Raw genomic sequence first — 21,155 nt, 5'->3', positions numbered from 1 at the left:
AATACAATCTTCAGAAAACCACATTATTAACAATGAGTTGTAAGTGATTTCTCGGTTTTTCAGGTAGTTGAAGACCAAAAGTGATGGCTTTGCCTTAGTTAAATACTTAGAATCCCAACCAAGTTTACCTACCATACAAACCTCTTATGCTTCAAACGCTTTACACCATACTGCTTTACCTAATCCAGCCGCTCATTTGGATCAGATTGTGGATGCGTGGTCGTAAAGCTCCTGCCTATAGAAAGCGTTGGGCGGAGCGATATGGCTTTTGCTCAAACAAAATGCTTTCCGGTGGGATCATGTTGCACTCTGTTTCCGTAGGGGAAACGCTGGCGGCGATCCCGTTAGTTAGAGCCTTGCGCCATCGCTATCCAACGCTACCGATCACAGTAACCACGATGACACCAACGGGCTCAGAGCGTGTGCAGTCAGCGTTTGGCAAGGACGTTCAGCATGTCTATTTGCCGTATGATCTACCGGGTTCCATTAATCGCTTTCTAGACCGCGTTAACCCGAAGCTAGTTCTCATCATGGAAACTGAACTGTGGCCAAACCTGATTACCGCGCTCAATAAACGCCAGATACCGCTAGTTATTGCCAACGCCCGTTTGTCTGCCCGCTCGGCAAAAGGTTACGCAAAACTCGGTAGTTTTATTCGTGATATCTTGCGTCGTATCACGCTGATAGCCGCGCAAAACCAAGAAGACGGTGAACGCTTTATCTCCTTGGGTTTAAAACCATCCCAATTGGCCGTCACTGGCAGTCTAAAGTTCGATATTTCTGTCACGCCACAGCTCGCCGCTAAAGCGGTGACACTCCGACGCCAGTGGGCACCGCATCGTCAAGTTTGGATTGCAACCAGCACCCACGAAGGCGAAGAAGCCATTTTGATTGATGCTCACAGACAGCTGCTAGAGCATTTCCCTGAGCTGTTACTTATTCTTGTCCCACGTCACCCTGAACGTTTCAACGACGCTATTAAGCTGACGCAGCAAGCAGACCTAAGCTACATCACTCGTTCATCTGGAGAAATTCCCTCAGCCAAAACTCAAGTCGTTATTGGCGATACGATGGGCGAATTAATGTTGCTATACGGTATCGCCGATCTTGCCTTTGTCGGCGGTAGCTTAGTCGAACGAGGCGGGCACAATCCGCTGGAGCCCGCGGCGCACGCAATCCCTGTGCTTATGGGCCCACATACCATCAACTTTAAAGACATCTGTGCCAGACTAGAACAGGCCGATGGTTTAATTACCGTGACAGATGCAGCGTCTTTGGTAAAAGAGATCACGACGCTGTTAACTGATGAAGACTACCGTAGCTACTATGGTCGCCACGCCGTCGAAGTGCTATATCAGAATCAGGGTGCATTACAGAAATTGTTACACCTGCTTGAACCTTATCTTCCCGTAAAGAACCATTGAGAGCGGTAACCATGGAAAAGCGCGCCATTTATCCCGGTACTTTTGATCCGATGACCAACGGTCATTTAGATTTAGTGACTCGTGCCGCTAACATGTTTGATCACGTTATTCTTGCGATTGCTGCTAGCCCAAGTAAAAAACCAATGTTCAGTCTCGAAGAACGTGTTGCCTTAGCGACTCAGGTGACAGCTCATCTGCATAATGTAGAAGTTTTAGGGTTTAGCGAACTCATGGCACATTTCGCCCAGCACCAAAATGCCAATATTTTGGTTCGTGGCCTCAGAGCTGTTTCTGATTTTGAATATGAAATGCAGCTCGCAAATATGAACCGTCATTTGATGCCGACGTTAGAAAGCGTGTTTCTCATGCCCTCCAAAGAATGGTCGTTTATCTCATCCTCTCTGGTGAAGGAAGTCGCTCGCCACGGTGGCGATATCGCTCCTTTCGTGCCTGAGATCATTGCTCAGGCACTGAGTGAGAAACTTATCTAGATCCTACCTCTGGCAGCGTGGGCAAAAAAACGTCGTGCGCTGCCCATGCTTTCCGCTCAGTATTTTCTCGCCGCACACTCGGCATGCTTCCCCTGCGCGGCCATAGACCTGTAGTTCCTGCGCAAAATATCCCGGCTTACCATCGGACTGCAAAAAGTCTTTCAAAGTCGTACCCCCCTGCTCAATCGAACGTAGTAGCACTGCTTTTATGGTTACCACCAGCACATCAGCATCTTTTTTCGTTAATGAACCGGCTGGCCGATCGGGGCTAATGCGTGCGGTAAACAGTGACTCACTGGCATAAATATTTCCGACACCCACAACCACCTTATTATCCATCAGCCACGCCTTTACGGCGGTCTTCTTATTGCGTGACTTCTGATACAGGTAATCACCGTCAAACTCGTCACTGAGCGGCTCAGGGCCAAGATGAGCCAACACGTTGGATGAGTCTAAATCTTTACACCACAGCCAAGCACCAAAGCGGCGCGGGTCGGTGTAACGCAGCATCATGCCACTCGACAAGATCATATCGACATGGTCATGTTTTTGAGGGGGTTCATCGGCGGGCAGGATACGAACGCTACCAGACATACCAAGATGAACAATAATCCATCCATCAGCTAACTCAATCAGCAAATACTTGGCACGACGCTGCACGCTAAGCACCGGCTTATCGCTTAATCGAAGCAGTTCATCAGAGACAGGCCATCGAAGTTTCGGCTGGCGAACCACAAGATGTTCGATTGAATGGCCGACTAAAAAAGGTTCGATCCCACGGCGGCTAGTTTCAACTTCTGGTAGTTCCGGCATTTTACTCCCCAAGTCAAAGGTAATTTGCCATCTGATGACGGCCATAATCACCATGTGGGGGCATTTTAGAATAAAAAAAACCCAGCCGAAGCTGGGTTTTCTTAAATCCACTAAAATTATTTAATTTTAGCTTCTTTGTAGATCACATGCTGACGTACAACCGGATCAAACTTTTTCAGTTCAAGTTTTTCTGGTTTGGTACGTTTGTTCTTGGTAGTGGTGTAGAAGTGACCAGTACCAGCAGACGAAACCAGCTTGATCTTCTCGCGAATACCTTTAGCCATGATTCAGTTCCTTAATACTTCTCACCGCGGGCGCGAATTTCGGCCAAGACCGTTTCGATACCCTTTTTATCAATAACACGCATACCTTTAGCAGATACACGCAGAGTTACAAAGCGCTTCTCGCCTTCAACCCAAAAGCGGTGTGAATGCAGGTTAGGCAGAAAACGGCGTTTGGTTGCGTTCATCGCGTGGGAACGGTTATTACCGGCCACCGGACGCTTGCCAGTAACTTGGCAGACTCGGGACATGTCTATTCTCCAAAAATCAAATCAGCTCGAGCTTCGTATAGGAAGTAGCCGCCTCGTCAGGCTTTAGAGCCCATCTCAGCAAACTTCACCGAGGAGACTCTGAGTCAGGTCGAAACCTGCTGAGATAGGCTCTTAACGCTACAACCAAGATTCTCAAAGGTGGCGTAGTATACGCTCTGAAGCGTAAGTGCTCAAGACCCGAACAGCAAAGATCCCAAAGGATCGCGAAAAAAAAGCTTAAAGCCACCCTCTTTCAGCAAAAGACACACTCTGGCCGTGACCGATCACCATATGATCTAGCACGCGGATATCCAATAATGCGCAAGCTTTCACCACTCTTTCTGTGAGCACACGATCTGCTGCACTGGGCTCTGCTATTCCGGACGGATGATTATGTGCGAGGATTAACGCAACGGCGTTTACCTTAAGCGCACCACGCACAATTTCGCGTGGATATACATCCACACAGTTTATAGTACCCGAAAACATCTCCTCAGAGCGAATTACGCGATGCTGGTTGTCTAAAAATAAAACAAAAAAGGCTTCTCGCTCATATCCAGAGAACACATTTTGCAAATATAGCGCCGTTAACTCGGGTCGATTGATGACACTTTGTTCAGTAAGCTGCCGATGCAAAAATCGTTTTGACAGTTCCATCACGGCCTGCAACTGTGCATATCGAGAGATACCAAGGCCCGGTTTCGAGCAAAAACTATCGTAATCGGCCTGCATCAGACTGTAAATTGAGCCAAACTCACGAATCAAATGTGATGACAGCGCCATCACATTAATCCCTTTCGTCCCTGTTCGTAAAAATATCGCCAGCAGTTCCTGATCGGATAACGATTCACGACCTAGGGATAATAATTTTTCTCTTGGGGCCAGCATTGAAGGCCAGTACGCTACCGCTACGCTCTCTTCCATGAAATAAAACTCACAAGATGGTTTTCAGCCATCATCTCAAGTTCAAAAATGGCGTCGAGTACCAAACGCCATCAATGCGAAGAAGTGCGCAAAAAACGATCGCAACGACTGCAACACATGTCATCTTCTCCGCTTATGGTAAAATCACGCTAATTTCTGCCTCGAATGGAACAACACCATGACTGCACTGACAGGCAAACGCATTGTATTAGGCATCAGCGGGGGCATCGCTGCATATAAATGCCCAGAAATAGTACGTCGACTGCGAGAACGTGGCGCAGAGGTTCGCGTGGTAATGACAAAAGGCGCTGAAGCCTTTATCACCCCGCTAACCTTACAAGCTGTTTCAGGCTACCCAGTATCGGATGACCTGCTTGATCCGGCAGCAGAGGCGTCGATGGGGCATATCGAGCTCGGCAAATGGGCTGATTTGGTCGTTATTGCACCGGCAACCGCTGATTTAATTGCGCGCATTGCCGCCGGAATGGCGAATGACCTTCTCAGCACCGTATGTTTAGCAACCGCTGCACCTATTGCAATTGCCCCAGCGATGAACCAGCAGATGTATCGCGCTGCGGCCACGCAAGAGAATCTGAAAACGCTAGAGCACCGAGGCTTACAACTCTGGGGGCCAGACAGCGGTAGCCAAGCCTGTGGCGATGTAGGTCCTGGCCGCATGCTCGACCCAATGGTGTTAGTCACTATGATTCAGGCGCATTTTGCTCAGCAGCAGGATCTCGCACAATACAGCATTCTTATCACTGCGGGGCCAACCCGTGAAGCCCTAGATCCTGTACGTTTCATCACTAACCATAGTTCAGGAAAAATGGGCTTTTCTATCGCAGCGGCTGCCGCAAAACGTGGCGCTAAAGTCACACTGGTGAGCGGGCCCGTGAATCAAAAAACACCTGAAGGTGTAGTGCGTATCGACGTAGAAAGCGCATTAGAGATGCAAACAGAGGTGCTTGCTCATGTTCCATCACATCAAATTTTCATTTCTTGCGCTGCAGTGGCAGACTATCGCGCCGAGCAAATTTGCGACGAAAAAATAAAAAAACAGGGTGATGAAATCACGCTTAAGCTGGTGAAAAACCCTGATATTGTGGCCGGTGTTGCAGCCCTGACTGAGCATCGCCCCTATGTCGTAGGATTTGCCGCCGAAACCCAGAATGTGGAAGAATACGCCAAGCAAAAACTTGCACGTAAAAATCTGGATATGATTTGTGCGAACGATGTTTCCCAAGAAGGGCAAGGGTTTAACACCGATACCAATGCCTTACACCTTTTTTGGCCGCAGGGCGATAAGCAGCTGCCACTCAGCAATAAGTCCTTGTTGGGCCACTATTTAATTGACGAGATTGTCAGCCATTATGAAGAAAAAAATAGACGTTAAAATTTTAGATCCCCGCATCGGTGAACAATTCCCATTGCCAACCTATGCAACTCCAGGTTCTGCGGGTCTAGACCTACGCGCTTGTTTAGATGAAGCCGTCATTTTGGCACCGGGTGAAACCACTCTGTTACCAACCGGTCTGGCAATTCATATTGAAGATCCTAGTCTTGCGGCAATCATCCTGCCTCGCTCTGGTTTGGGCCACAAGCACGGGATCGTACTGGGGAATTTGGTCGGTTTGATCGATTCTGACTACCAAGGTCAGTTGATGGTTTCCGTATGGAACCGCGGTCAAACGACCTTTACCATCGAGCCGGGTGAACGAATTGCTCAGATGGTGCTAGTTCCTGTGGTACAGGCAGACTTCAATCTCGTCGAATCTTTCGACGCGAGCGAACGTGGTGCAGGTGGCTTTGGTCACTCAGGTCGCCAATAAGCCGTTTTACCACGCTACAAAAAACCAATAAGCCACCCTGAGGTGGCTAACTGTTTGGTGTGCCCGTTATCACCGCTTAGCAAGGATCTTGTCTGGCATGGCAGAAAAAGAAAATACGAAAAGGAACCGTCGCGAGGAAATCTTGCAGGCGCTGGCGCAAATGCTGGAATCCAGTGACGGTAGCCAACGCATTACTACTGCAAAACTTGCTGCGAACGTGGGTGTTTCAGAAGCTGCACTTTATCGCCATTTTCCTAGTAAAACGCGGATGTTTGATAGTCTTATCGAGTTTATCGAAGACAGTCTGATCACCCGCATTAACCTCATCTTGCAGGATGAAAAAGAAACCTTTAATAGGCTTCGTCTTATTCTGCTGTTGATTCTGGGATTTGCAGAACGCAACCCGGGGCTGACTCGTATTATGACCGGTCATGCCTTGATGTTTGAACAAGATCGCCTTCAAGGGCGCATCAATCAGCTATTTGAGCGTATTGAAGCCCAAATCCGACAGGTGCTCAAAGAGAGAAAGATCCGTGAGGGGCAAGGGTTTGTTCACGATGAAACGCTGCTTGCAGGGCAGCTTTTAGCCTTCTGTGAAGGCATGCTGTCGCGCTTTGTGCGTTCAGAGTTCCGCTACCGCCCAACGCAGGAATTCGATTTGCGCTGGCCGTTGTTAGCAAGCCAACTTCAATAGCTTAAAAGCATAAACACAAACGGCCACTCATCAGTGGCCGTTTTTCTTGGTCATTATCACTTAAACGCCGTACTGCTCACGATACGCTTTTACTGACGCCAAGGATTCAGCCATCTCCGGCTTCTCTTCCAAATAGCTGATCAAATCTTTCAGCGTAATAATTGAAATCACCTTACAGCCATAATCACGCTCAACTTCTTGAATCGCAGAAATATCGGCACGACCGCGCTCTTGGCGATCGAGCGAAATCAGCACTCCGGCTAACTTAGCATTGTGGGCCTGAATAATTTCCATTGATTCCCGAATTGCGGTGCCCGCAGTAATCACATCATCCACCAGCATGACTTTGCCCTGTAGTGGGCTACCTACCAATGTCCCGCCTTCACCGTGAGACTTAGCTTCTTTGCGATTAAAGCAATACGGTAAATCGCGGTCATGATGCTCTGCCAGCGCCACCGCCGTGGTGGTTGCAATAGGGATGCCTTTATAGGCTGGGCCAAACAGCAAATCAAAATCAATGCCGCTATCAACCAAAGCCTCGGCATAGAAACGCCCCAACAATGCCAGATCGCGTCCAGTATTAAACAGGCCAGCGTTAAAGAAATATGGGCTGGTACGGCCTGATTTCAGCGTAAATTCGCCAAACTTCAATACCTGCTTGCTTAGCGCGAACTCAATAAACTGGCGCTGATAGGCTTTCATGCGTGCATCTCCTTCATTGTCGGTAATTAAATAATTCACTCGTGGGTACAACCGTTTTTCTCATGCCAAATTGCAGGCATAAAAAAGGCGACTAACAAGTCGCCTAAAACAATTAATTTTCCAACGCCGCTTTCTGCGCTTGGATAATTTCCTCTATCCCGCCTCTGGCGAGTGCCAGTAGCTGGAGAAGTTCTTCATGGCTGAAAGGTTCGCCTTCTGCGGTGCCCTGCACCTCAATCATGCGGCCATCTTCCAACATCACAACGTTCATGTCCGTTTCTGCAGCAGAATCTTCAACATATTCCAGATCGCATACTGCCTGACCATCGACGATACCCACAGATACCGCGGCAACCATACCCTTCATCGGGTTGGCTTTCAGTTTACCGGCAGCGACTAATGCGTTCAGCGCATCAGCTAATGCCACGCAAGCACCGGTAATCGATGCAGTACGGGTACCACCATCGGCTTGAATGACGTCGCAGTCCAGCGTAATGGTAAACTCACCCAGTTTTTTCAGGTCAACCGCAGCACGAAGAGAGCGCGCAATCAGACGCTGAATTTCCATGGTACGACCGCCCTGCTTACCTTTGGCCGCTTCGCGCGCCATACGGCTATGGGTGGATCGTGGCAACATGCCATACTCCGCCGTGACCCAGCCCTGTCCCTGACCTTTTAGAAAGCGCGGAACTCCTTCCTCAACGGTGGCGTTGCACAACACTTTAGTTTCACCAAACTCCACCAGCACAGACCCTTCAGCGTGTTTAGTGTAATTACGGGTCAGTTTTAACGGGCGGATTTGTTCGGCAGTTCGGCCTTCTGGACGCATAAGCTTGTCTCCGGCTAGCATTCATATTTATTTCAATGTGGCTGCGCATTATACCCAAATTAATTTGAGTTGCAGCAAGCCCGCCAACGAAAGGCTATTGATAAAGACATCAGCCACCTCTTCTCATCAACCAAAAGCGATATGCCATGTTCGTGAGCTTATGCCTATCATGGCAGGCGGTGCGGGGCTATAATCCTGACATCATTCATTTTTACAGGTACGCAAAATGATCCGCAGCATGACAGCCTACGCCCGCCGTGAAATTAAAGGCAACTGGGGCAGCGCAGCTTGGGAGCTACGCTCCGTTAACCAGCGCTATCTTGAGACCTATATTCGCCTGCCGGAACAGTTCCGCAGCCTAGAGCCTGTGGTGCGTGAAAGACTGCGTACGCGTTTAACTCGCGGGAAAATCGAATGTAACCTGCGTTTTGAGCTCGACCCAAGCGCACAAAGCTCCATGATCCTGAACGAAAAACTGGCAAAGCAGCTGGTTGAAGCCGCGAACTGGGTCAAAATGCAAAGCGATGAGGGCGAAATTAATCCACTGGAAGTTCTGCGCTGGCCGGGCGTGATGTCTGCCGCCGAACAAGATCTGGACGTTATCAGCACCGAACTGATGGCCGCACTGGAATCTGCAATTGATGACTTTATCGATGCCCGCGAACGTGAAGGTAATGCCCTAAAAGCGATGATCGAGCAGCGTTTGGAAGGTGTATCTGCTGAAGTGGCTAAAGTTCGCCAGCAGATGCCTGAAATCCTACAGTGGCAGCGTGAACGTTTGGTGAGCAAGCTAGAAGATGCTCAGGTTCAGTTGGAAAATAACCGCCTAGAACAAGAGCTGGTTCTGATGGCACAGCGTGTTGACGTTGCAGAAGAGCTGGATCGCCTCGAAGCGCACGTCAAAGAAACCTATGTCATTCTGAAGAAGAAAGAAGCCGTAGGCCGTCGTCTCGACTTTATGATGCAAGAATTCAATCGTGAATCGAATACTTTGGCTTCCAAGTCTATCAATGCAGACGTCACCGCATCCGCTATCGAACTGAAAGTATTGATCGAACAGATGCGCGAGCAGATTCAAAACATCGAGTAATTTCCTGCTCAGCCTCTACAAACAAAAGCCCGGTTCTACCATCGTAGAGCCGGGCTTTTTCATTTCTCATAAACAATCACTCTGTGGATTGTTCTTCTGCTTGGTTACTGCGATAAATCAATACCAGCGCTAAGGCTAAGCAAACTAAAGCGGCCATACGGCTGCTGGAAAAGCCGATTGCCTGATTGCCAAACCATCCAAACGTATCAATCATCATCCCCATCGATAGTTGCCCGCAAATCACCGCCACCGTTGCCGTCGCAACGCCAATTTTCGGTACCGATGCCACCATCACTAACATATAAAACATGCCAAACAATGCTCCGGCCAGTTGCCATTTAGGAACGGTAAGCAAAGTCTGCGAATGTGTGGGCTCAAAGAAGAAAATCAGCAATCCACTAAACACTGCACCGACGACAAACGTCAGTTGGCTGCTGCGTATCACACCCACGCTTTCACCGAGGCGGCCATTGATCGCGGCCTGCATGCTCAGAACTGCGCCAGCCAAAACCACCAACGCCAACATGATGATATGTCCCATCATCGTTACGCCCCCTCAGCAATCAGAATCAAAGCCGCGACAATGAGCGCTAATGCGAGTAGGCGCTGCGCCCCCACGCGTTTACGTGCGATCCCAAACCAGCCAAAATGGTCAATTAACAAGCTTTTCGCGACCTGACCCGACAGAATGGCAATCATCGTCATGGCAACACCAATCACCGGCGTCGCCAGCGTCAACATAATGACGTAGAGAGGCCCTAGCAAACCGCCCGTCAGTTGCCAACGGGGAAGTGAGCTAAAAGAGCGCTGCTCTGTCGGCTTCCCGGTTAATAACGAGATAAGGAACAATAGAGCTGCGCCTACGCCAAATATGCTCAACGTCGCCCATAAATGCCCCACCTCCTCACCAAGTGGCCCAAGCAATCCGGCTTCAACCGAAAGCCCCATACCCGCCATAATGACCAATGGAATGTAGCCACCGTTCATTGAGCCTGAATGCGCTGTTTTACATCGCTCTGGCTGTGTCATCTATTACTCACTCCGCATCATTCAAACGATTCGCGAAAGCCGCTAAATCCGATGACTGGCATTATCAACCACCTTTATCTTTCGAAAAACAGCATGAGTCGCTAAACAGTTTTGCGAATTACGCACAGCATGGAGAGATTTGACTCGTCTTTCCTGAAACTCTACGGTGGAGATACACAGATAACCGGAACCTGCACTCAACCGGAAGACAATAACGAGGAGTAACGCATGAAGATCGCTTTTCTTGGATTGGGCTCTATGGGCCAGCCTATGGCGTATAACCTGCTAAAAGCAGGATATGAAATCGCGGTATGGAACCGTAGCCCAGCGGCAGCAAGCACTCTCGTTGACGATGGCGCAAGGCTTTGCCAACGCCCTGCGGATATCAAAGGAAGCGAAGTTGTTATTTCGATGCTAGCCGACGATGCGATTACCCATGATGTAATGATCGCTCAGGGCGCGTTAGATTCATTAACAGCAGGGGCGGTCTATATCAATATGGCTACGGTTTCTAATGACCTTACGCGTAAGATGGCAAGCTACTGCACAGAGAAAGGTATTCATTACATTGCAGCGCCGGTATTAGGGCGAGTCGACGTTGCGGCCGCAGGAAATTTAAATATTCTGGCAGCCGGAGAACCCGAGCAGCTCCGCCGCGTACAGCCTATATTCGATGTATTAGGACAAAAAACCTGGCACTTCGGCGATAATCCAGAACAGGCCAGCACGGTTAAACTCGCGGCAAACTTCATGCTGGCTACCGTCATTGAATCTGTTGGGGAATCCGCAGCGTTGGTTAAAGCGCACGGCATTGAGCCTAAAGACTTTATCAATATGCTGACCAGTACGCTGTTTTCAGCTCCCGTATACAAAAACTATGGCGGCATGATCGCTGAAGAGCGCTATACCCCCGCAGGCTTCAAGCTAACGCTTGGTTTGAAAGACGTTCGCTTGGCACAACAGGCAGCCGAAGAGAAAAACGTACCCATGCCATTCGCTAGCGTGTTAAGAGATAACTTCATTGACGCCATCGCTCAAGGCGACGGTAATCTTGATTGGTCAGCTCTGGCCAATGTCTCCGCCCGTCGCAGTGGTTTAAAGTAGTTCAACGTAAAACCTTGATATCGTCATTGTGCCCCCCCTCTCCGCCGTGGAGAGGGAATTCTCGTGGTAGCCCACTAGCAAAACCTTTCACAAAAACGCACCATAGATAAAATATCTTTGCGGAATATGCACAGCATGCAAGCGTTCAATGAACTCAACATAAAAGCACTACGATTGTTTGTTGCCGTCCTCGATTACGGCAGTTTTTCGGAGGTTGCCCGCAAAGAAGGCGTTGCACCATCATCAATTTCACGCCAAATGCAGCTAATAGAACAAGCGCTTAATCAACAATTGTTGTACCGCCACACCCGCGCGGTGACCGCAACGGAAAGCGGTCGATTATTGGCAACATACGCTCGGCGAGTCCTTGAGCAACTCGAGGAAGCTGAGCAAGCGTTGCAGGAAAAGAAGCTCGAACCTGCGGGGCTTGTGCGCATCAATGCTCCGGTGGTGTTTGGTCGGCTGCATATTGCGCCCTATATTCCTGAGCTCTGCCAAAAATACCCCAAGCTTTGCGTTGAACTGGTGCAAACAGATAATTTTGTCGATCCGATGCAAGATGCATCTGACCTTCTGTTTCGTATCGGTATTTTGTCAGACTCCAATCTGCAAGGTAGAGTGCTAGCCCAGCAAAACTATCGCATTGCCGCGAGTCCGGAATACTTACATCGCTTTGGGATCCCAACCACGCCTGAAGAATTAGAACATCATAACTGCATTGTATTTAAGGGTTTTGCTGGCGCGCAGAGATGGTTTTTCCACATGAATAATCAATGGGTTCCTTACAGTCTGCATGGTTCTCTGACCGGAAATAATGCCGATTCACTGCTAGATGCAGCGATCCAAGGTTTAGGGATCGTAGTATTCCCAACATGGCTATTAGGGGATGCATTACAAGACGGGCGTCTGGTGAGTTTGATGGAGAAATACCCTGTATCCACGAGGCTAGAGCCCCAGCAGCTAGCGGCTCTCTATCCGCAAAGCCGACGGCTTCCGCTTAAAGTACGTGTTGTCATTGATTTCTTTGTCCAGAAATTTGGAACCCCAGCTTATTGGGATAATGTTTGATTTTCGAATTATAAATTCTTATCTATTATTAATGTTTAAAATAAAATAAAGCCTATATATTCAGTATTAAGATAACTTTTTAGCATAGATATATTAATTCGAAACCTTATCCTTTAGAAAAACTCAGTCGAGATAGTCACCGCAAGTCACTACTCTGCATGCTCTATTATCTCATTTCAGCTCTAAAAGGTTGTTGGGTCATGTTACTGAGTATTCTTTATATTGTTGGGATCACTGCTGAAGCCATGACCGGCGCACTTGCCGCTGGCCGCCGTCAAATGGATATGTTTGGCGTTATTATCATTGCTTCTGCCACAGCCATTGGCGGCGGCTCTGTACGTGACATGCTGTTAGGCCACTATCCTTTGAGCTGGGTCAAACACCCTGAAAATATCGTTATTGTTGCCGTTGCCGCCATTGTTACAACGTGGGCTGCACCGTTAATGACGCATCTACGTAAACTCTTTTTAGTTTTAGATGCCGTTGGGCTCGTCGTGTTTTCGATTATCGGTGCTCAGGTCGCGTTAGAGATGGGACATGGACCGATCATCGCGTCTATCGCTGCCGTTGTCACCGGCGTCTTTGGTGGCGTCCTACGCGATCTCTTCTGTAATCGCATCCCGTTGGTGTTCCAAAAAGAGCTGTATGCAGGGATCTCTTTTGCCGCCGCGTGGCTCTATATGGGATTACTTTATTTCTCTATCCCGCAAGATCTCACCGTGATGATTACGCTATTTGCCGGCTTCACTGCGCGTTTACTGGCGCTACGCTTCCGCTTAGGGTTGCCGGTTTTTGACTATCAGCAGCCCGATCACTAATAGAAAATTGATTAAAGGCAGCAACGCCCTGCTGCCTTAATCGCGCAACAACCTCATGCCACTCTGTGTTATGCCAGATCCGCTGATATTGCTTTTCTTGAGCCGATGAAAAGTGGCAATCGATGCTTTCTAAGCCACAGCTGGCCAACGTATTTGGCATCCCCAACGCTTTCAGCCACGTTATTGTTGGCGCTGCTTTCACTTTTTCAAGCTCGCTGCTAAACGTACGAGCTCGATTTACGCCAACGCCCACCTTTCCGAAATCAGCCTCGCTCAGCCTAAAAATAGCATCCACGTCAGATAACAATCCATGCTGCGCCAACTCTCGCCAGTAAGCCTCTCCAATACCAGAAACACCCAAGGTTTGAACCATCCACACTACGCGTGCAACAAACTGCTGCTCGCAGTCTGGCGTGTAGTGCCAACAGCTTAAGGAATGGTATTTATTTTGGTCCGGCGCATTGATGATGACTCGGTCAGGGCTACGCCAAATCACCTTTTCTAAATGGGGAACGCCTTGCCCTGCCAACACCACCGAAATTTGATCATGAGGTTGAACATCCCACTGCCGCCAACGCATCACAGAACCTAAGCTCACACGGCTAACGCGTTTATCATCAACCATCACAGGTTCGATCAACAGGATGGCATTGATTCTCCCACTGCGCCCAATACTAAACTGCACGTCTTTAACTTCAGCAACTTGGGATTTCAGCGGATACTTCCAAGCCACGGCCCATCCCGGTGGTGACGGCTGCCACAACGATGAAGCGGGTTGTTGATCCATATGCAACACCACGCCATCGGTGACAAAAGGCAAAGCATGTTGATACCAATAGTCGCGCCAATGCTCAACGGCACCAATATCTGCCACCGCATGGGTATATTGCCCTGCCAGCGGGAACCCCAACCGCGTCAATGAGCTTAATCTTTGCCGCATATTATCCGCCCCGTCGGGGTATCCCCAGATGAAAACATCCAGCTGTGCGGCGGTGTCAGGAGGCAAAACCTTTAACCTCATCGCCCCTGCGACTTTTGCCCGAGCATTGATCCCACCGTCTCTTTTTTGTTGATGATCGGTCACCTTCAGGAGCAGCTCCCCTTGCAACACAACATCGGCACTTTCATCAGTAATCTTTTTAGGGATGGCCGCAATCGCCATCGCGGCTTTGCTCCAATCTTGCCCCTTCAGACCATCGCCACGGCTGATCATATTGATTAAACGCCCACGCTGGTAATGCAGCGTAATTGCCACGCCATCAATTTTGGGCTGCACCCAAACACCTTTTTTACCCTGTAACCACGCCTGCACCGCAGCCGCATTTTCTAGCTTATTCAGCCCCGTATGTGCCACAGGATGGCGAAGTGTATTGCCTAAACTAGGCGGTTCAAGCGCCGCTTGGTTTAGATTTACCTGAGCAAAGCAGTGCTTCCATATTTTCAACCGCTGGGCCATTTGGTCATAGATTTCATCAGGTACGGCCGATGAGCCCTGTAGAAAATAGTCTTCATCCCACTTGGCGATCTGCTTTTGCAACGCATTGATCTCACTAGCTCCATGTTCGGCAGTCCACTGTGGACAAAGAGGCTGAGCCCAGCCTCGGCTAAAACCGGAAACAAACCATACGAGTAGCGCCATCCATATTTTCCATGCCATATGTCACCTCCTATTTGCGGCAATTAAAACGCAAGCAGGGCAGTATTCCAGCTGTCTTGCTAGCCTTTGCGAAACGGATTCATCAGAGATTTAATCGCCGACAAGAGGTTGCACTTTTTTTGCAAACAGGCTCGCAATGCGCAGAGATGACAAATAAATTCACGCCGTAGACTGAAAGTGGGCGCTGCATCACGGCGAGTAGCCGTGTATACTACGGGGAGTTGTATCTTTCTTTTGTTCTTTTAACACGAACGACATCAATAAGACCCACTATGGTTCAAGGCACGCTATATATTGTTTCCGCGCCAAGCGGGGCAGGAAAATCCAGCCTGATTCAGGCATTGCTGAAAACTCAGCCGTTGTACGATACGCAGGTTTCGATTTCGCACACCACTCGTGCTAAACGTCCTGGCGAAAATCACGGCGAGCATTACTTTTTCGTCTCTCATGACGAATTCCGCCAGATGATTGGGGAAGACGCCTTCCTTGAACATGCGGAAGTATTTGGCAACTATTACGGCACATCGCGTAAAGCGATTGAGCAGATTTTGTCGACCGGCGTGGATGTCTTCCTTGATATCGACTGGCAGGGCGCACAACAAATTCGTAAAAAAATGCCGCAGGCACGCAGCATTTTTATTCTGCCACCATCGAAAGATGAATTAGGTCGCCGCTTACGCGGTCGTGGTCAGGATAGCGAAGAAGTCATCGCCAAACGCATGGCGCAAGCCGTTGCTGAGATGACGCACTATGCCGAATATGATTACCTCATCGTGAATGATGATTTTGATTTGGCACTGTCCGATCTCAAAACCATTATCCGCGCTGAACGTCTGCGTTTAGGTCGCCAGAAAATGCGACATGACGCGTTAATAACCAAATTGTTGGCAGACTGAAGACTCTTTCAGTATCATGCCCAGTCATTTCTTCACCTGTGGAGTAGCACATTTATGGCACGCGTAACTGTTCAAGACGCTGTAGAGAAAATTGGTAACCGTTTTGACCTGGTGTTGGTCGCTGCTCGTCGGGCACGCCAAATGCAATCTGGCGGCAAAGATCCGTTAGTACCAGAAGAGAACGATAAGTACACCGTTATCGCCCTGCGCGAAATCGAAGAAGGTCTGATCAACAACCAGATCCTCGACGTACGTGAGCGCCAGGAACAGCAAGAGCAAGAAGCCGCAGAAATTCAAGCGGTGACTGCGATTGCTGAAGGCCGTCGTTAATTAACACGAAGAGCTGCCTTTGTATCTGTTTGAAAGCCTGAATCTGCTGATTCAAAAATACCTGCCAGAAGAGCAGATCAAGCGCCTTAAACAGGCATACCTCGTCGCGCGCGATGCGCACGAGGGACAGACACGCTCCAGCGGTGAGCCCTACATAACTCACCCGGTCGCGGTAGCCTGCATCCTTGCAGAAATGCGCCTCGACTATGAAACCTTGATGGCGGCGTTATTGCACGACGTCATTGAGGACACGCCCGCTACCTATCAAGATATGGAACAACTGTTTGGCAAAAGCGTTGCCGAACTGGTTGAGGGTGTGTCAAAGCTGGATAAGCTGAAATTCCGTGATAAGAAAGAAGCTCAGGCAGAAAACTTCCGCAAAATGATCATGGCGATGGTGCAGGACATCCGCGTGATCTTGATTAAACTCGCCGACCGCACGCACAACATGCGCACGCTGGGCTCTTTGCGCCCAGATAAACGTCGCCGCATTGCGCGAGAAACGCTAGAAATCTATAGCCCTCTGGCACATCGTTTAGGTATCCATCACCTAAAAACGGAGCTCGAAGAGCTGGGTTTTGAAGCCCTCTATCCAAACCGCTATCGCGTTATCAAAGAGGTGGTGAAAGCCGCTCGTGGTAATCGTAAAGAGATGATTCAGAAGATCCTTTCTGAGATTGAAGGTCGTCTCACCGAGGCGGGGATTGAGTGTCACGTCAACGGTCGAGAAAAACATCTGTACTCGATTTATCGCAAAATGCATCTCAAAGAGCAGCGTTTTCACTCCATTATGGACATCTACGCTTTCCGCGTGATCGTCAAGGATGTGGATACCTGCTACCGCGTTTTGGGTCAGGCGCACAGCTTATATAAGCCGCGCCCGGGCCGCGTTAAAGACTATATTGCCATTCCTAAAGCCAACGGATACCAATCGCTGCATACCTCGCTAATTGGCCCGCACGGTGTTCCTGTCGAAGTGCAAATTCGCACCGAAGACATGGACCAAATGGCAGAGATGGGTGTTGCTGCTCACTGGGCCTATAAAGAAGGTGAATCCAGCACCACGGCGCAAATCCGTGCACAACGCTGGATGCAAAGCCTGCTCGAACTGCAACAAAGCGCAGGTAGCTCCTTCGAGTTCATTGAGAGCGTTAAATCCGATCTGTTCCCAGACGAAATCTATGTGTTCACGCCGGAAGGTCGCATTGTCGAACTGCCAGCGGGAGCAACGCCGGTCGATTTTGCTTACGCCGTACACACCGACATCGGCCATGCCTGCGTAGGTGCGCGCGTTGATAGACAGCCATATCCACTGTCTCAGGCGCTACACAGCGGGCAAAACGTTGAAATCATTACTGCACCGGGCGCTCGCCCAAATGCAGCTTGGCTGAATTTCGTCGTCAGCTCCAAAGCGCGCGCTAAAATCCGCCAGATGTTGAAAAACCTCAAGCGCGATGATTCAGTAAGCCTTGGCCGTCGTCTGCTAAATCACGCGCTCGGCAACGGACGTAAGCTGTCTGATCTGCCTCCAGAGAATATTCAGCGCGAATTGGATCGCATGAAACTTCATTCGATGGATGACCTATTGGCCGAAGTCGGCCTAGGCAATGCCATGAGCGTGGTGGTGGCGAAAAATCTGCTCGGCGATCCGCAGCAAAGCAGCTCCAGCTCTGGCCGTAAACTGCCAATCAAAGGCGCTGACGGCGTGCTGCTCACCTTTGCCAAATGTTGCCGTCCAATTCCCGGTGACCCGATTATTGCGCACGTGAGCCCGGGTAAAGGCCTGGTCATTCATCACGAGTCTTGCCGCAACATTCGTGGCTATCAAAAAGAGCCAGAGAAGTTTATGGCCGTGGAATGGGATAAAGACATCGAGCAGGAATTCATTGCTGAAATCAAAGTGGATATGTTTAACCATCAGGGCGCACTGGCGAATCTGACGGCTGCAATCAATGCCACCGCATCAAATATTCAAAGCATGAATACCGAAGAGAAAGATGGCCGGGTATACAGCGCCTTCATCCGCCTGACCACCCGCGATCGCGTCCATCTGGCGAATATCATGCGTAAAATTCGTATCATGCCGGATGTGATTAAAGTTAACCGCAACCGAAACTAATTCTATGACTCCTCAACGCTATGCGCGGATTTGTCAGATGCTTGCCACCCGACAGCCGGATCTTACCGTCTGCATGGAGCAAGTACACAAACCGCATAACGTTTCAGCCGTTATCCGCACGGCTGACGCCGTGGGTGTGCATCAGGTTCATGCCGTATGGCCCGGAAAAAGCATGCGCACCATGGTCTCTACTGCAGCAGGCAGCAACAGCTGGGTATCCGTAAAAACACATCCAGATATCTCTTCAGCGGTTTCGACGTTAAAGTCTGAAGGCATGCAAATTCTGGCAACGAATCTCTCCAGCACTGCCGTTGATTTCCGTGAAATAGACTACACGCGCCCGACCTGCATTTTGATGGGGCAAGAGAAACACGGGATCACGGCCGAAGCTCTCGCCTTGGCCGATCAAGACATTATCATTCCCATGATTGGTATGGTTCAGTCACTTAATGTTTCAGTGGCTTCGGCGCTCATTTTGTATGAAGCCCAGCGCCAGCGCCAAAACGCAGGCATGTACCAACGCGAACACAGCCCGCTGAGCGAAGAAGACCAACAGCGTTTACTGTGGGAAGGTGGATATCCCGTGTTGGCCAACGTTGCCAAACGCAAGAAGCTGCCGCGCCCACGTATCGATAACGAAGGGCAAATCGACGCCCCTCAAGCATGGTGGGATGCCATGCAGTCAACTAAAGGCTAACGATGAAAGGCCGCTTGCTGGATGCTATCGCATTAACTTCTTTAGCCGGCGTTGGCGCCAGCCAAGCAGGTAAACTCGCCAAAATTGGTCTGGAGAATATCCAAGACCTGCTGCTGCATCTGCCTTTGCGCTATGAAGACCGCACCCGTCTGTACGCTATCAACGATCTTCTACCCGGCATTTTTGCAACCGTAGAAGGCGAAGTGCTGCGCACCGATATAAGCTTTGGCCGCCGCCGCATGATGACCAGCCAGATAAGCGACGGCACCGGTATGCTGACGATGCGCTTCTTCAACTTTAACGCTGCGATGAAGAATAGTCTTTCTGCCGGTAAGCATGTTTTAGCCTACGGTGAAATCAAACGCGGTAGTCTAGGCGCAGAAATTATCCATCCTGAATATAAAATTCAGGGTGAAACCGAGAACGTTGAGCTGCAAGAAGCCCTTACGCCGGTTTATCCCACTACCGAAGGCATTCGTCAGGCCACGCTGCGTAAGCTAACCGACCAAGCATTAGCCTTGCTCGATACGGTGCCCATCGCGGAACTATTGCCCGATGAACTGCGCCAAGGGTTAATGAGCCTGCCAGATGCATTGCGCATGCTGCATCGTCCACCGCCAAATATGCAGCTTGCCGATTTGGAGCATGGAAAACATCCTGCTCAGCGTCGTCTAATTTTAGAAGAACTGCTGGCTCATAACCTCAGCATGCTTGCGGTACGAGCCGGAGCGCAAAGCCATAAAGCGCTGCCGCTTTCTGCGGATGATCGTCTCAAAAACCAGATGCTGGCCTCTTTACCCTTTAAACCAACGGGTGCGCAAGAGCGCGTGGTGGCTGATATCGAAGCCGATATGGCGAAGCCCGTCCCTATGATGCGTTTGGTTCAAGGCGACGTGGGATCGGGTAAAACTTTGGTTGCCGCACTTGCCGCGCTGCGAACGATTGCCCATGGCAAACAGGTCGCTTTAATGGCACCGACCGAACTGCTTGCCGAGCAGCATGCCAATAACTTTCGTCAGTGGTTTGAACCGCTAGGATTGAAAGTGGGCTGGCTTGCAGGCAAGCAGAAGGGTAAAGCGCGTCAGACACAGATGGAAGCTATTGCCAGTGGCGAAGTCGATATGATCGTGGGCACACACGCCATTTTCCAAGATCAGGTGCAATTTTCTGGCTTGGCACTGGTTATCATTGATGAACAACATCGATTTGGCGTACATCAGCGTCTTGCCCTGTGGGAAAAAGGCGAAGAACAAGGTTTCCATCCGCATCAGCTAATCATGACCGCAACCCCGATACCGCGCACGCTGGCGATGACTGCCTACGCCGATCTTGATACGTCGGTTATTGATGAGCTTCCGCCTGGCAGAACGCCGGTGACCACCGTTGCTATTCCAGATTCACGCCGCGCCGATGTCATTGAACGCGTTAAAAATGCCTGTATAAAAGAGGGCCGACAGGCTTATTGGGTCTGCACGCTGATTGAAGAATCAGAGATGCTGGAAGCTCAGGCCGCAGAGGCGACCGCAGAAGAGCTCAAGCTACTTCTGCCTGAAATTAAGGTCGCGTTAGTACATGGGCGTATGAAAGCGGCAGAAAAACAGGAAGTGATGCGGGCATTTAAGGCGGGTGAAACTCAGTTGCTGGTCGCCACTACTGTAATCGAAGTTGGCGTTGACGTGCCTAACGCCAGCCTGATGATCATTGAAAACCCTGAGCGATTGGGTTTGGCGCAGTTACATCAGCTGCGTGGCCGCGTCGGGCGCGGTGCCGTCGCATCACACTGTGTTCTGCTTTATAAAACACCTCTGAGCCAAACCGCGCAAAAACGTCTACAGGTATTACGTGATAGCAATGATGGCTTCGTGATTGCTCAACGAGACTTAGAAATTCGTGGCCCCGGTGAGCTATTAGGGACCAAACAGACCGGTAGCGCTGAGTTTAAGGTAGCTGACTTGTTACGCGATCAGGCGCTTATCCCTGAAGTTCAGCGCATTGCACGCCATATTCATCAAAACTACCCAGAACATGCGCAGGCACTTATCGAGCGCTGGCTGCCTGAACGCAGCCGATATACCAACGCATAGTCTCGTGTAAAGCCCCAACCCAACC

At 49.8% G+C, this 21,155-nt stretch carries 23 protein-coding genes; 14 read left to right on the top strand and 9 right to left on the bottom strand.

The annotated features are described in order from the left end of the window. Positions 1 to 146 precede the first annotated feature (146 nt). Together waaA and coaD are read left to right on the top strand one after the other, a co-directional pair. Positions 147 to 1,424 carry a lipid IV(A) 3-deoxy-D-manno-octulosonic acid transferase gene (waaA, locus tag U0008_RS00300; RefSeq protein ID WP_043490073.1) on the top strand — a complete coding sequence of 426 codons (1,278 nt, stop codon included), beginning with the start codon at positions 147 to 149 and terminating at the stop codon, positions 1,422 to 1,424. An 11-nt stretch (positions 1,425 to 1,435) separates the two neighbouring features. Further along, positions 1,436 to 1,915 carry a pantetheine-phosphate adenylyltransferase gene (coaD, locus tag U0008_RS00295; protein ID WP_043490070.1) on the top strand — a complete coding sequence of 160 codons (480 nt, stop codon included), beginning with the start codon at positions 1,436 to 1,438 and terminating at the stop codon, positions 1,913 to 1,915. Between the two features lie 3 nt (positions 1,916 to 1,918). Here the strand turns inward: coaD and mutM are convergent, their stop codons facing one another. The 4 genes from mutM to radC all read right to left on the bottom strand — a co-directional run bounded on the left by mutM (position 1,919) and on the right by radC (position 4,184). Further along, positions 1,919 to 2,728, bottom strand: coding sequence for a bifunctional DNA-formamidopyrimidine glycosylase/DNA-(apurinic or apyrimidinic site) lyase (gene mutM / locus U0008_RS00290; RefSeq protein ID WP_043490157.1), 810 nt, complete (start codon positions 2,726 to 2,728; stop codon positions 1,919 to 1,921). Between the two features lie 116 nt (positions 2,729 to 2,844). Further along, positions 2,845 to 3,012, bottom strand: a complete 168-nt coding sequence (gene rpmG, locus U0008_RS00285) for a 50S ribosomal protein L33 (protein ID WP_001051798.1) — start codon at positions 3,010 to 3,012, stop codon at positions 2,845 to 2,847. 11 nt (positions 3,013 to 3,023) lie between these two features. Then, positions 3,024 to 3,260 (bottom strand): 50S ribosomal protein L28, encoded by a 237-nt coding sequence (rpmB, locus tag U0008_RS00280; protein WP_008815765.1) that lies wholly within the window; start codon positions 3,258 to 3,260, stop codon positions 3,024 to 3,026. A gap of 237 nt (positions 3,261 to 3,497) precedes the next feature. Beyond that, the gene (gene radC / locus U0008_RS00275; RefSeq protein WP_025801515.1) at positions 3,498 to 4,184 is read right to left on the bottom strand and encodes a RadC family protein; all 687 of its coding nucleotides are present in this window, start codon (positions 4,182 to 4,184) and stop codon (positions 3,498 to 3,500) included. A 178-nt stretch (positions 4,185 to 4,362) separates the two neighbouring features. Between radC and coaBC the strand changes: the two genes are divergently transcribed. From coaBC to slmA, 3 genes are all read left to right on the top strand, one after another. Then, positions 4,363 to 5,577 (top strand): bifunctional phosphopantothenoylcysteine decarboxylase/phosphopantothenate--cysteine ligase CoaBC, encoded by a 1,215-nt coding sequence (gene coaBC, locus U0008_RS00270; protein ID WP_043490064.1) that lies wholly within the window; start codon positions 4,363 to 4,365, stop codon positions 5,575 to 5,577. Next, a complete protein-coding gene (gene dut, locus U0008_RS00265; RefSeq protein ID WP_043490063.1) occupies positions 5,555 to 6,013 on the top strand; it encodes a dUTP diphosphatase in 459 nt (152 codons plus the stop codon). The genes coaBC and dut overlap by 23 nt, the downstream gene beginning before the upstream one ends. Before the next feature lie 97 nt (positions 6,014 to 6,110). Next, positions 6,111 to 6,707, top strand: a complete 597-nt coding sequence (gene slmA, locus U0008_RS00260) for a nucleoid occlusion factor SlmA (protein ID WP_043490061.1) — start codon at positions 6,111 to 6,113, stop codon at positions 6,705 to 6,707. Between the two features lie 60 nt (positions 6,708 to 6,767). Here slmA and pyrE read toward each other — a convergent pair whose 3' ends face one another. Together pyrE and rph are read right to left on the bottom strand one after the other, a co-directional pair. Continuing rightward, on the bottom strand, positions 6,768 to 7,409 hold the full coding sequence (pyrE, locus tag U0008_RS00255) for an orotate phosphoribosyltransferase (RefSeq protein ID WP_040045244.1): 642 nt from the start codon (positions 7,407 to 7,409) through the stop codon (positions 6,768 to 6,770). 112 nt (positions 7,410 to 7,521) lie between these two features. Beyond that, the gene (rph, locus tag U0008_RS00250) at positions 7,522 to 8,238 is read right to left on the bottom strand and encodes a ribonuclease PH (protein WP_043490059.1); all 717 of its coding nucleotides are present in this window, start codon (positions 8,236 to 8,238) and stop codon (positions 7,522 to 7,524) included. A 226-nt stretch (positions 8,239 to 8,464) separates the two neighbouring features. On the opposite strand from rph, the gene U0008_RS00245 reads away from it, so the two are divergent. Next, positions 8,465 to 9,328: a YicC/YloC family endoribonuclease gene (locus U0008_RS00245; protein WP_040045246.1), complete on the top strand. Its 864-nt coding sequence runs from the start codon at positions 8,465 to 8,467 to the stop codon at positions 9,326 to 9,328. A gap of 76 nt (positions 9,329 to 9,404) precedes the next feature. Here the strand turns inward: U0008_RS00245 and U0008_RS00240 are convergent, their stop codons facing one another. Both U0008_RS00240 and U0008_RS00235 read right to left on the bottom strand, forming a co-directional pair. Next, positions 9,405 to 9,872, bottom strand: a complete 468-nt coding sequence (locus U0008_RS00240) for a DMT family transporter (RefSeq protein ID WP_038501822.1) — start codon at positions 9,870 to 9,872, stop codon at positions 9,405 to 9,407. 2 nt (positions 9,873 to 9,874) lie between these two features. After that, complete coding sequence (locus tag U0008_RS00235; RefSeq protein ID WP_121626096.1) at positions 9,875 to 10,315, bottom strand: DMT family transporter; 441 nt, start codon at positions 10,313 to 10,315, stop codon at positions 9,875 to 9,877. A gap of 270 nt (positions 10,316 to 10,585) precedes the next feature. On the opposite strand from U0008_RS00235, the gene U0008_RS00230 reads away from it, so the two are divergent. From U0008_RS00230 to U0008_RS00220, 3 genes are all read left to right on the top strand, one after another. Further along, positions 10,586 to 11,461, top strand: coding sequence for an NAD(P)-dependent oxidoreductase (locus U0008_RS00230; protein WP_043490041.1), 876 nt, complete (start codon positions 10,586 to 10,588; stop codon positions 11,459 to 11,461). A gap of 135 nt (positions 11,462 to 11,596) precedes the next feature. Further along, positions 11,597 to 12,529 (top strand): LysR family transcriptional regulator, encoded by a 933-nt coding sequence (locus tag U0008_RS00225; protein WP_043490039.1) that lies wholly within the window; start codon positions 11,597 to 11,599, stop codon positions 12,527 to 12,529. Between the two features lie 200 nt (positions 12,530 to 12,729). Then, positions 12,730 to 13,347, top strand: a complete 618-nt coding sequence (locus U0008_RS00220; RefSeq protein ID WP_025797260.1) for a trimeric intracellular cation channel family protein — start codon at positions 12,730 to 12,732, stop codon at positions 13,345 to 13,347. Here U0008_RS00220 and ligB read toward each other — a convergent pair. Further along, on the bottom strand, positions 13,274 to 15,004 hold the full coding sequence (ligB, locus tag U0008_RS00215; protein ID WP_043490037.1) for an NAD-dependent DNA ligase LigB: 1,731 nt from the start codon (positions 15,002 to 15,004) through the stop codon (positions 13,274 to 13,276). The genes U0008_RS00220 and ligB overlap by 74 nt on opposite strands. A 272-nt stretch (positions 15,005 to 15,276) precedes the next feature. Between ligB and gmk the strand changes: the two genes are divergently transcribed. From gmk to recG, 5 genes are read left to right on the top strand one after another with little or no spacing between them, the layout of a single operon-like run. After that, positions 15,277 to 15,900, top strand: coding sequence for a guanylate kinase (gmk, locus tag U0008_RS00210; RefSeq protein WP_025797264.1), 624 nt, complete (start codon positions 15,277 to 15,279; stop codon positions 15,898 to 15,900). Positions 15,901 to 15,954: 54 nt separating this feature from the next. Further along, the gene (gene rpoZ, locus U0008_RS00205) at positions 15,955 to 16,230 is read left to right on the top strand and encodes a DNA-directed RNA polymerase subunit omega (protein WP_004094076.1); all 276 of its coding nucleotides are present in this window, start codon (positions 15,955 to 15,957) and stop codon (positions 16,228 to 16,230) included. 19 nt (positions 16,231 to 16,249) lie between these two features. Next, complete coding sequence (spoT, locus tag U0008_RS00200; protein ID WP_025797268.1) at positions 16,250 to 18,349, top strand: bifunctional GTP diphosphokinase/guanosine-3',5'-bis pyrophosphate 3'-pyrophosphohydrolase; 2,100 nt, start codon at positions 16,250 to 16,252, stop codon at positions 18,347 to 18,349. 4 nt (positions 18,350 to 18,353) lie between these two features. Next, positions 18,354 to 19,046, top strand: coding sequence for a tRNA (guanosine(18)-2'-O)-methyltransferase TrmH (gene trmH, locus U0008_RS00195; RefSeq protein ID WP_025797270.1), 693 nt, complete (start codon positions 18,354 to 18,356; stop codon positions 19,044 to 19,046). Between the two features lie 2 nt (positions 19,047 to 19,048). Continuing rightward, entirely contained in the window at positions 19,049 to 21,130 is a 2,082-nt protein-coding gene (gene recG / locus U0008_RS00190) for an ATP-dependent DNA helicase RecG (protein ID WP_043490033.1), read from the top strand. The last annotated feature ends 25 nt before the right edge of the window (positions 21,131 to 21,155 follow it).

Source organism: Hafnia alvei (genome assembly GCF_034424155.1).
GTDB classification, from domain to species: domain Bacteria; phylum Pseudomonadota; class Gammaproteobacteria; order Enterobacterales; family Enterobacteriaceae; genus Hafnia; species Hafnia alvei.
Note: the sequence above shows the minus strand (reverse complement) of the source record. Positions and strands in the feature narration are given on the sequence as shown.

Excerpts from the sequence above, each read along its gene's own strand:
- waaA (WP_043490073.1), top strand. The coding sequence starts at position 147 with ATGCTTCAAACGCTTTACACCATACTGCTTTACCTAATCCAGCCGCTC.
- coaD (WP_043490070.1), top strand. The coding sequence starts at position 1,436 with ATGGAAAAGCGCGCCATTTATCCCGGTACTTTTGATCCGATGACCAAC.
- mutM (WP_043490157.1), bottom strand. The coding sequence starts at position 2,728 with ATGCCGGAACTACCAGAAGTTGAAACTAGCCGCCGTGGGATCGAACCT.
- rpmG (WP_001051798.1), bottom strand. The coding sequence starts at position 3,012 with ATGGCTAAAGGTATTCGCGAGAAGATCAAGCTGGTTTCGTCTGCTGGT.
- rpmB (WP_008815765.1), bottom strand. The coding sequence starts at position 3,260 with ATGTCCCGAGTCTGCCAAGTTACTGGCAAGCGTCCGGTGGCCGGTAAT.
- radC (WP_025801515.1), bottom strand. The coding sequence starts at position 4,184 with ATGGAAGAGAGCGTAGCGGTAGCGTACTGGCCTTCAATGCTGGCCCCA.
- coaBC (WP_043490064.1), top strand. The coding sequence starts at position 4,363 with ATGACTGCACTGACAGGCAAACGCATTGTATTAGGCATCAGCGGGGGC.
- dut (WP_043490063.1), top strand. The coding sequence starts at position 5,555 with ATGAAGAAAAAAATAGACGTTAAAATTTTAGATCCCCGCATCGGTGAA.
- slmA (WP_043490061.1), top strand. The coding sequence starts at position 6,111 with ATGGCAGAAAAAGAAAATACGAAAAGGAACCGTCGCGAGGAAATCTTG.
- pyrE (WP_040045244.1), bottom strand. The coding sequence starts at position 7,409 with ATGAAAGCCTATCAGCGCCAGTTTATTGAGTTCGCGCTAAGCAAGCAG.
- rph (WP_043490059.1), bottom strand. The coding sequence starts at position 8,238 with ATGCGTCCAGAAGGCCGAACTGCCGAACAAATCCGCCCGTTAAAACTG.
- U0008_RS00245 (WP_040045246.1), top strand. The coding sequence starts at position 8,465 with ATGATCCGCAGCATGACAGCCTACGCCCGCCGTGAAATTAAAGGCAAC.
- U0008_RS00240 (WP_038501822.1), bottom strand. The coding sequence starts at position 9,872 with ATGATGGGACATATCATCATGTTGGCGTTGGTGGTTTTGGCTGGCGCA.
- U0008_RS00235 (WP_121626096.1), bottom strand. The coding sequence starts at position 10,315 with ATGAACGGTGGCTACATTCCATTGGTCATTATGGCGGGTATGGGGCTT.
- U0008_RS00230 (WP_043490041.1), top strand. The coding sequence starts at position 10,586 with ATGAAGATCGCTTTTCTTGGATTGGGCTCTATGGGCCAGCCTATGGCG.
- U0008_RS00225 (WP_043490039.1), top strand. The coding sequence starts at position 11,597 with ATGCAAGCGTTCAATGAACTCAACATAAAAGCACTACGATTGTTTGTT.
- U0008_RS00220 (WP_025797260.1), top strand. The coding sequence starts at position 12,730 with ATGTTACTGAGTATTCTTTATATTGTTGGGATCACTGCTGAAGCCATG.
- ligB (WP_043490037.1), bottom strand. The coding sequence starts at position 15,004 with ATGGCATGGAAAATATGGATGGCGCTACTCGTATGGTTTGTTTCCGGT.
- gmk (WP_025797264.1), top strand. The coding sequence starts at position 15,277 with ATGGTTCAAGGCACGCTATATATTGTTTCCGCGCCAAGCGGGGCAGGA.
- rpoZ (WP_004094076.1), top strand. The coding sequence starts at position 15,955 with ATGGCACGCGTAACTGTTCAAGACGCTGTAGAGAAAATTGGTAACCGT.
- trmH (WP_025797270.1), top strand. The coding sequence starts at position 18,354 with ATGACTCCTCAACGCTATGCGCGGATTTGTCAGATGCTTGCCACCCGA.
- recG (WP_043490033.1), top strand. The coding sequence starts at position 19,049 with ATGAAAGGCCGCTTGCTGGATGCTATCGCATTAACTTCTTTAGCCGGC.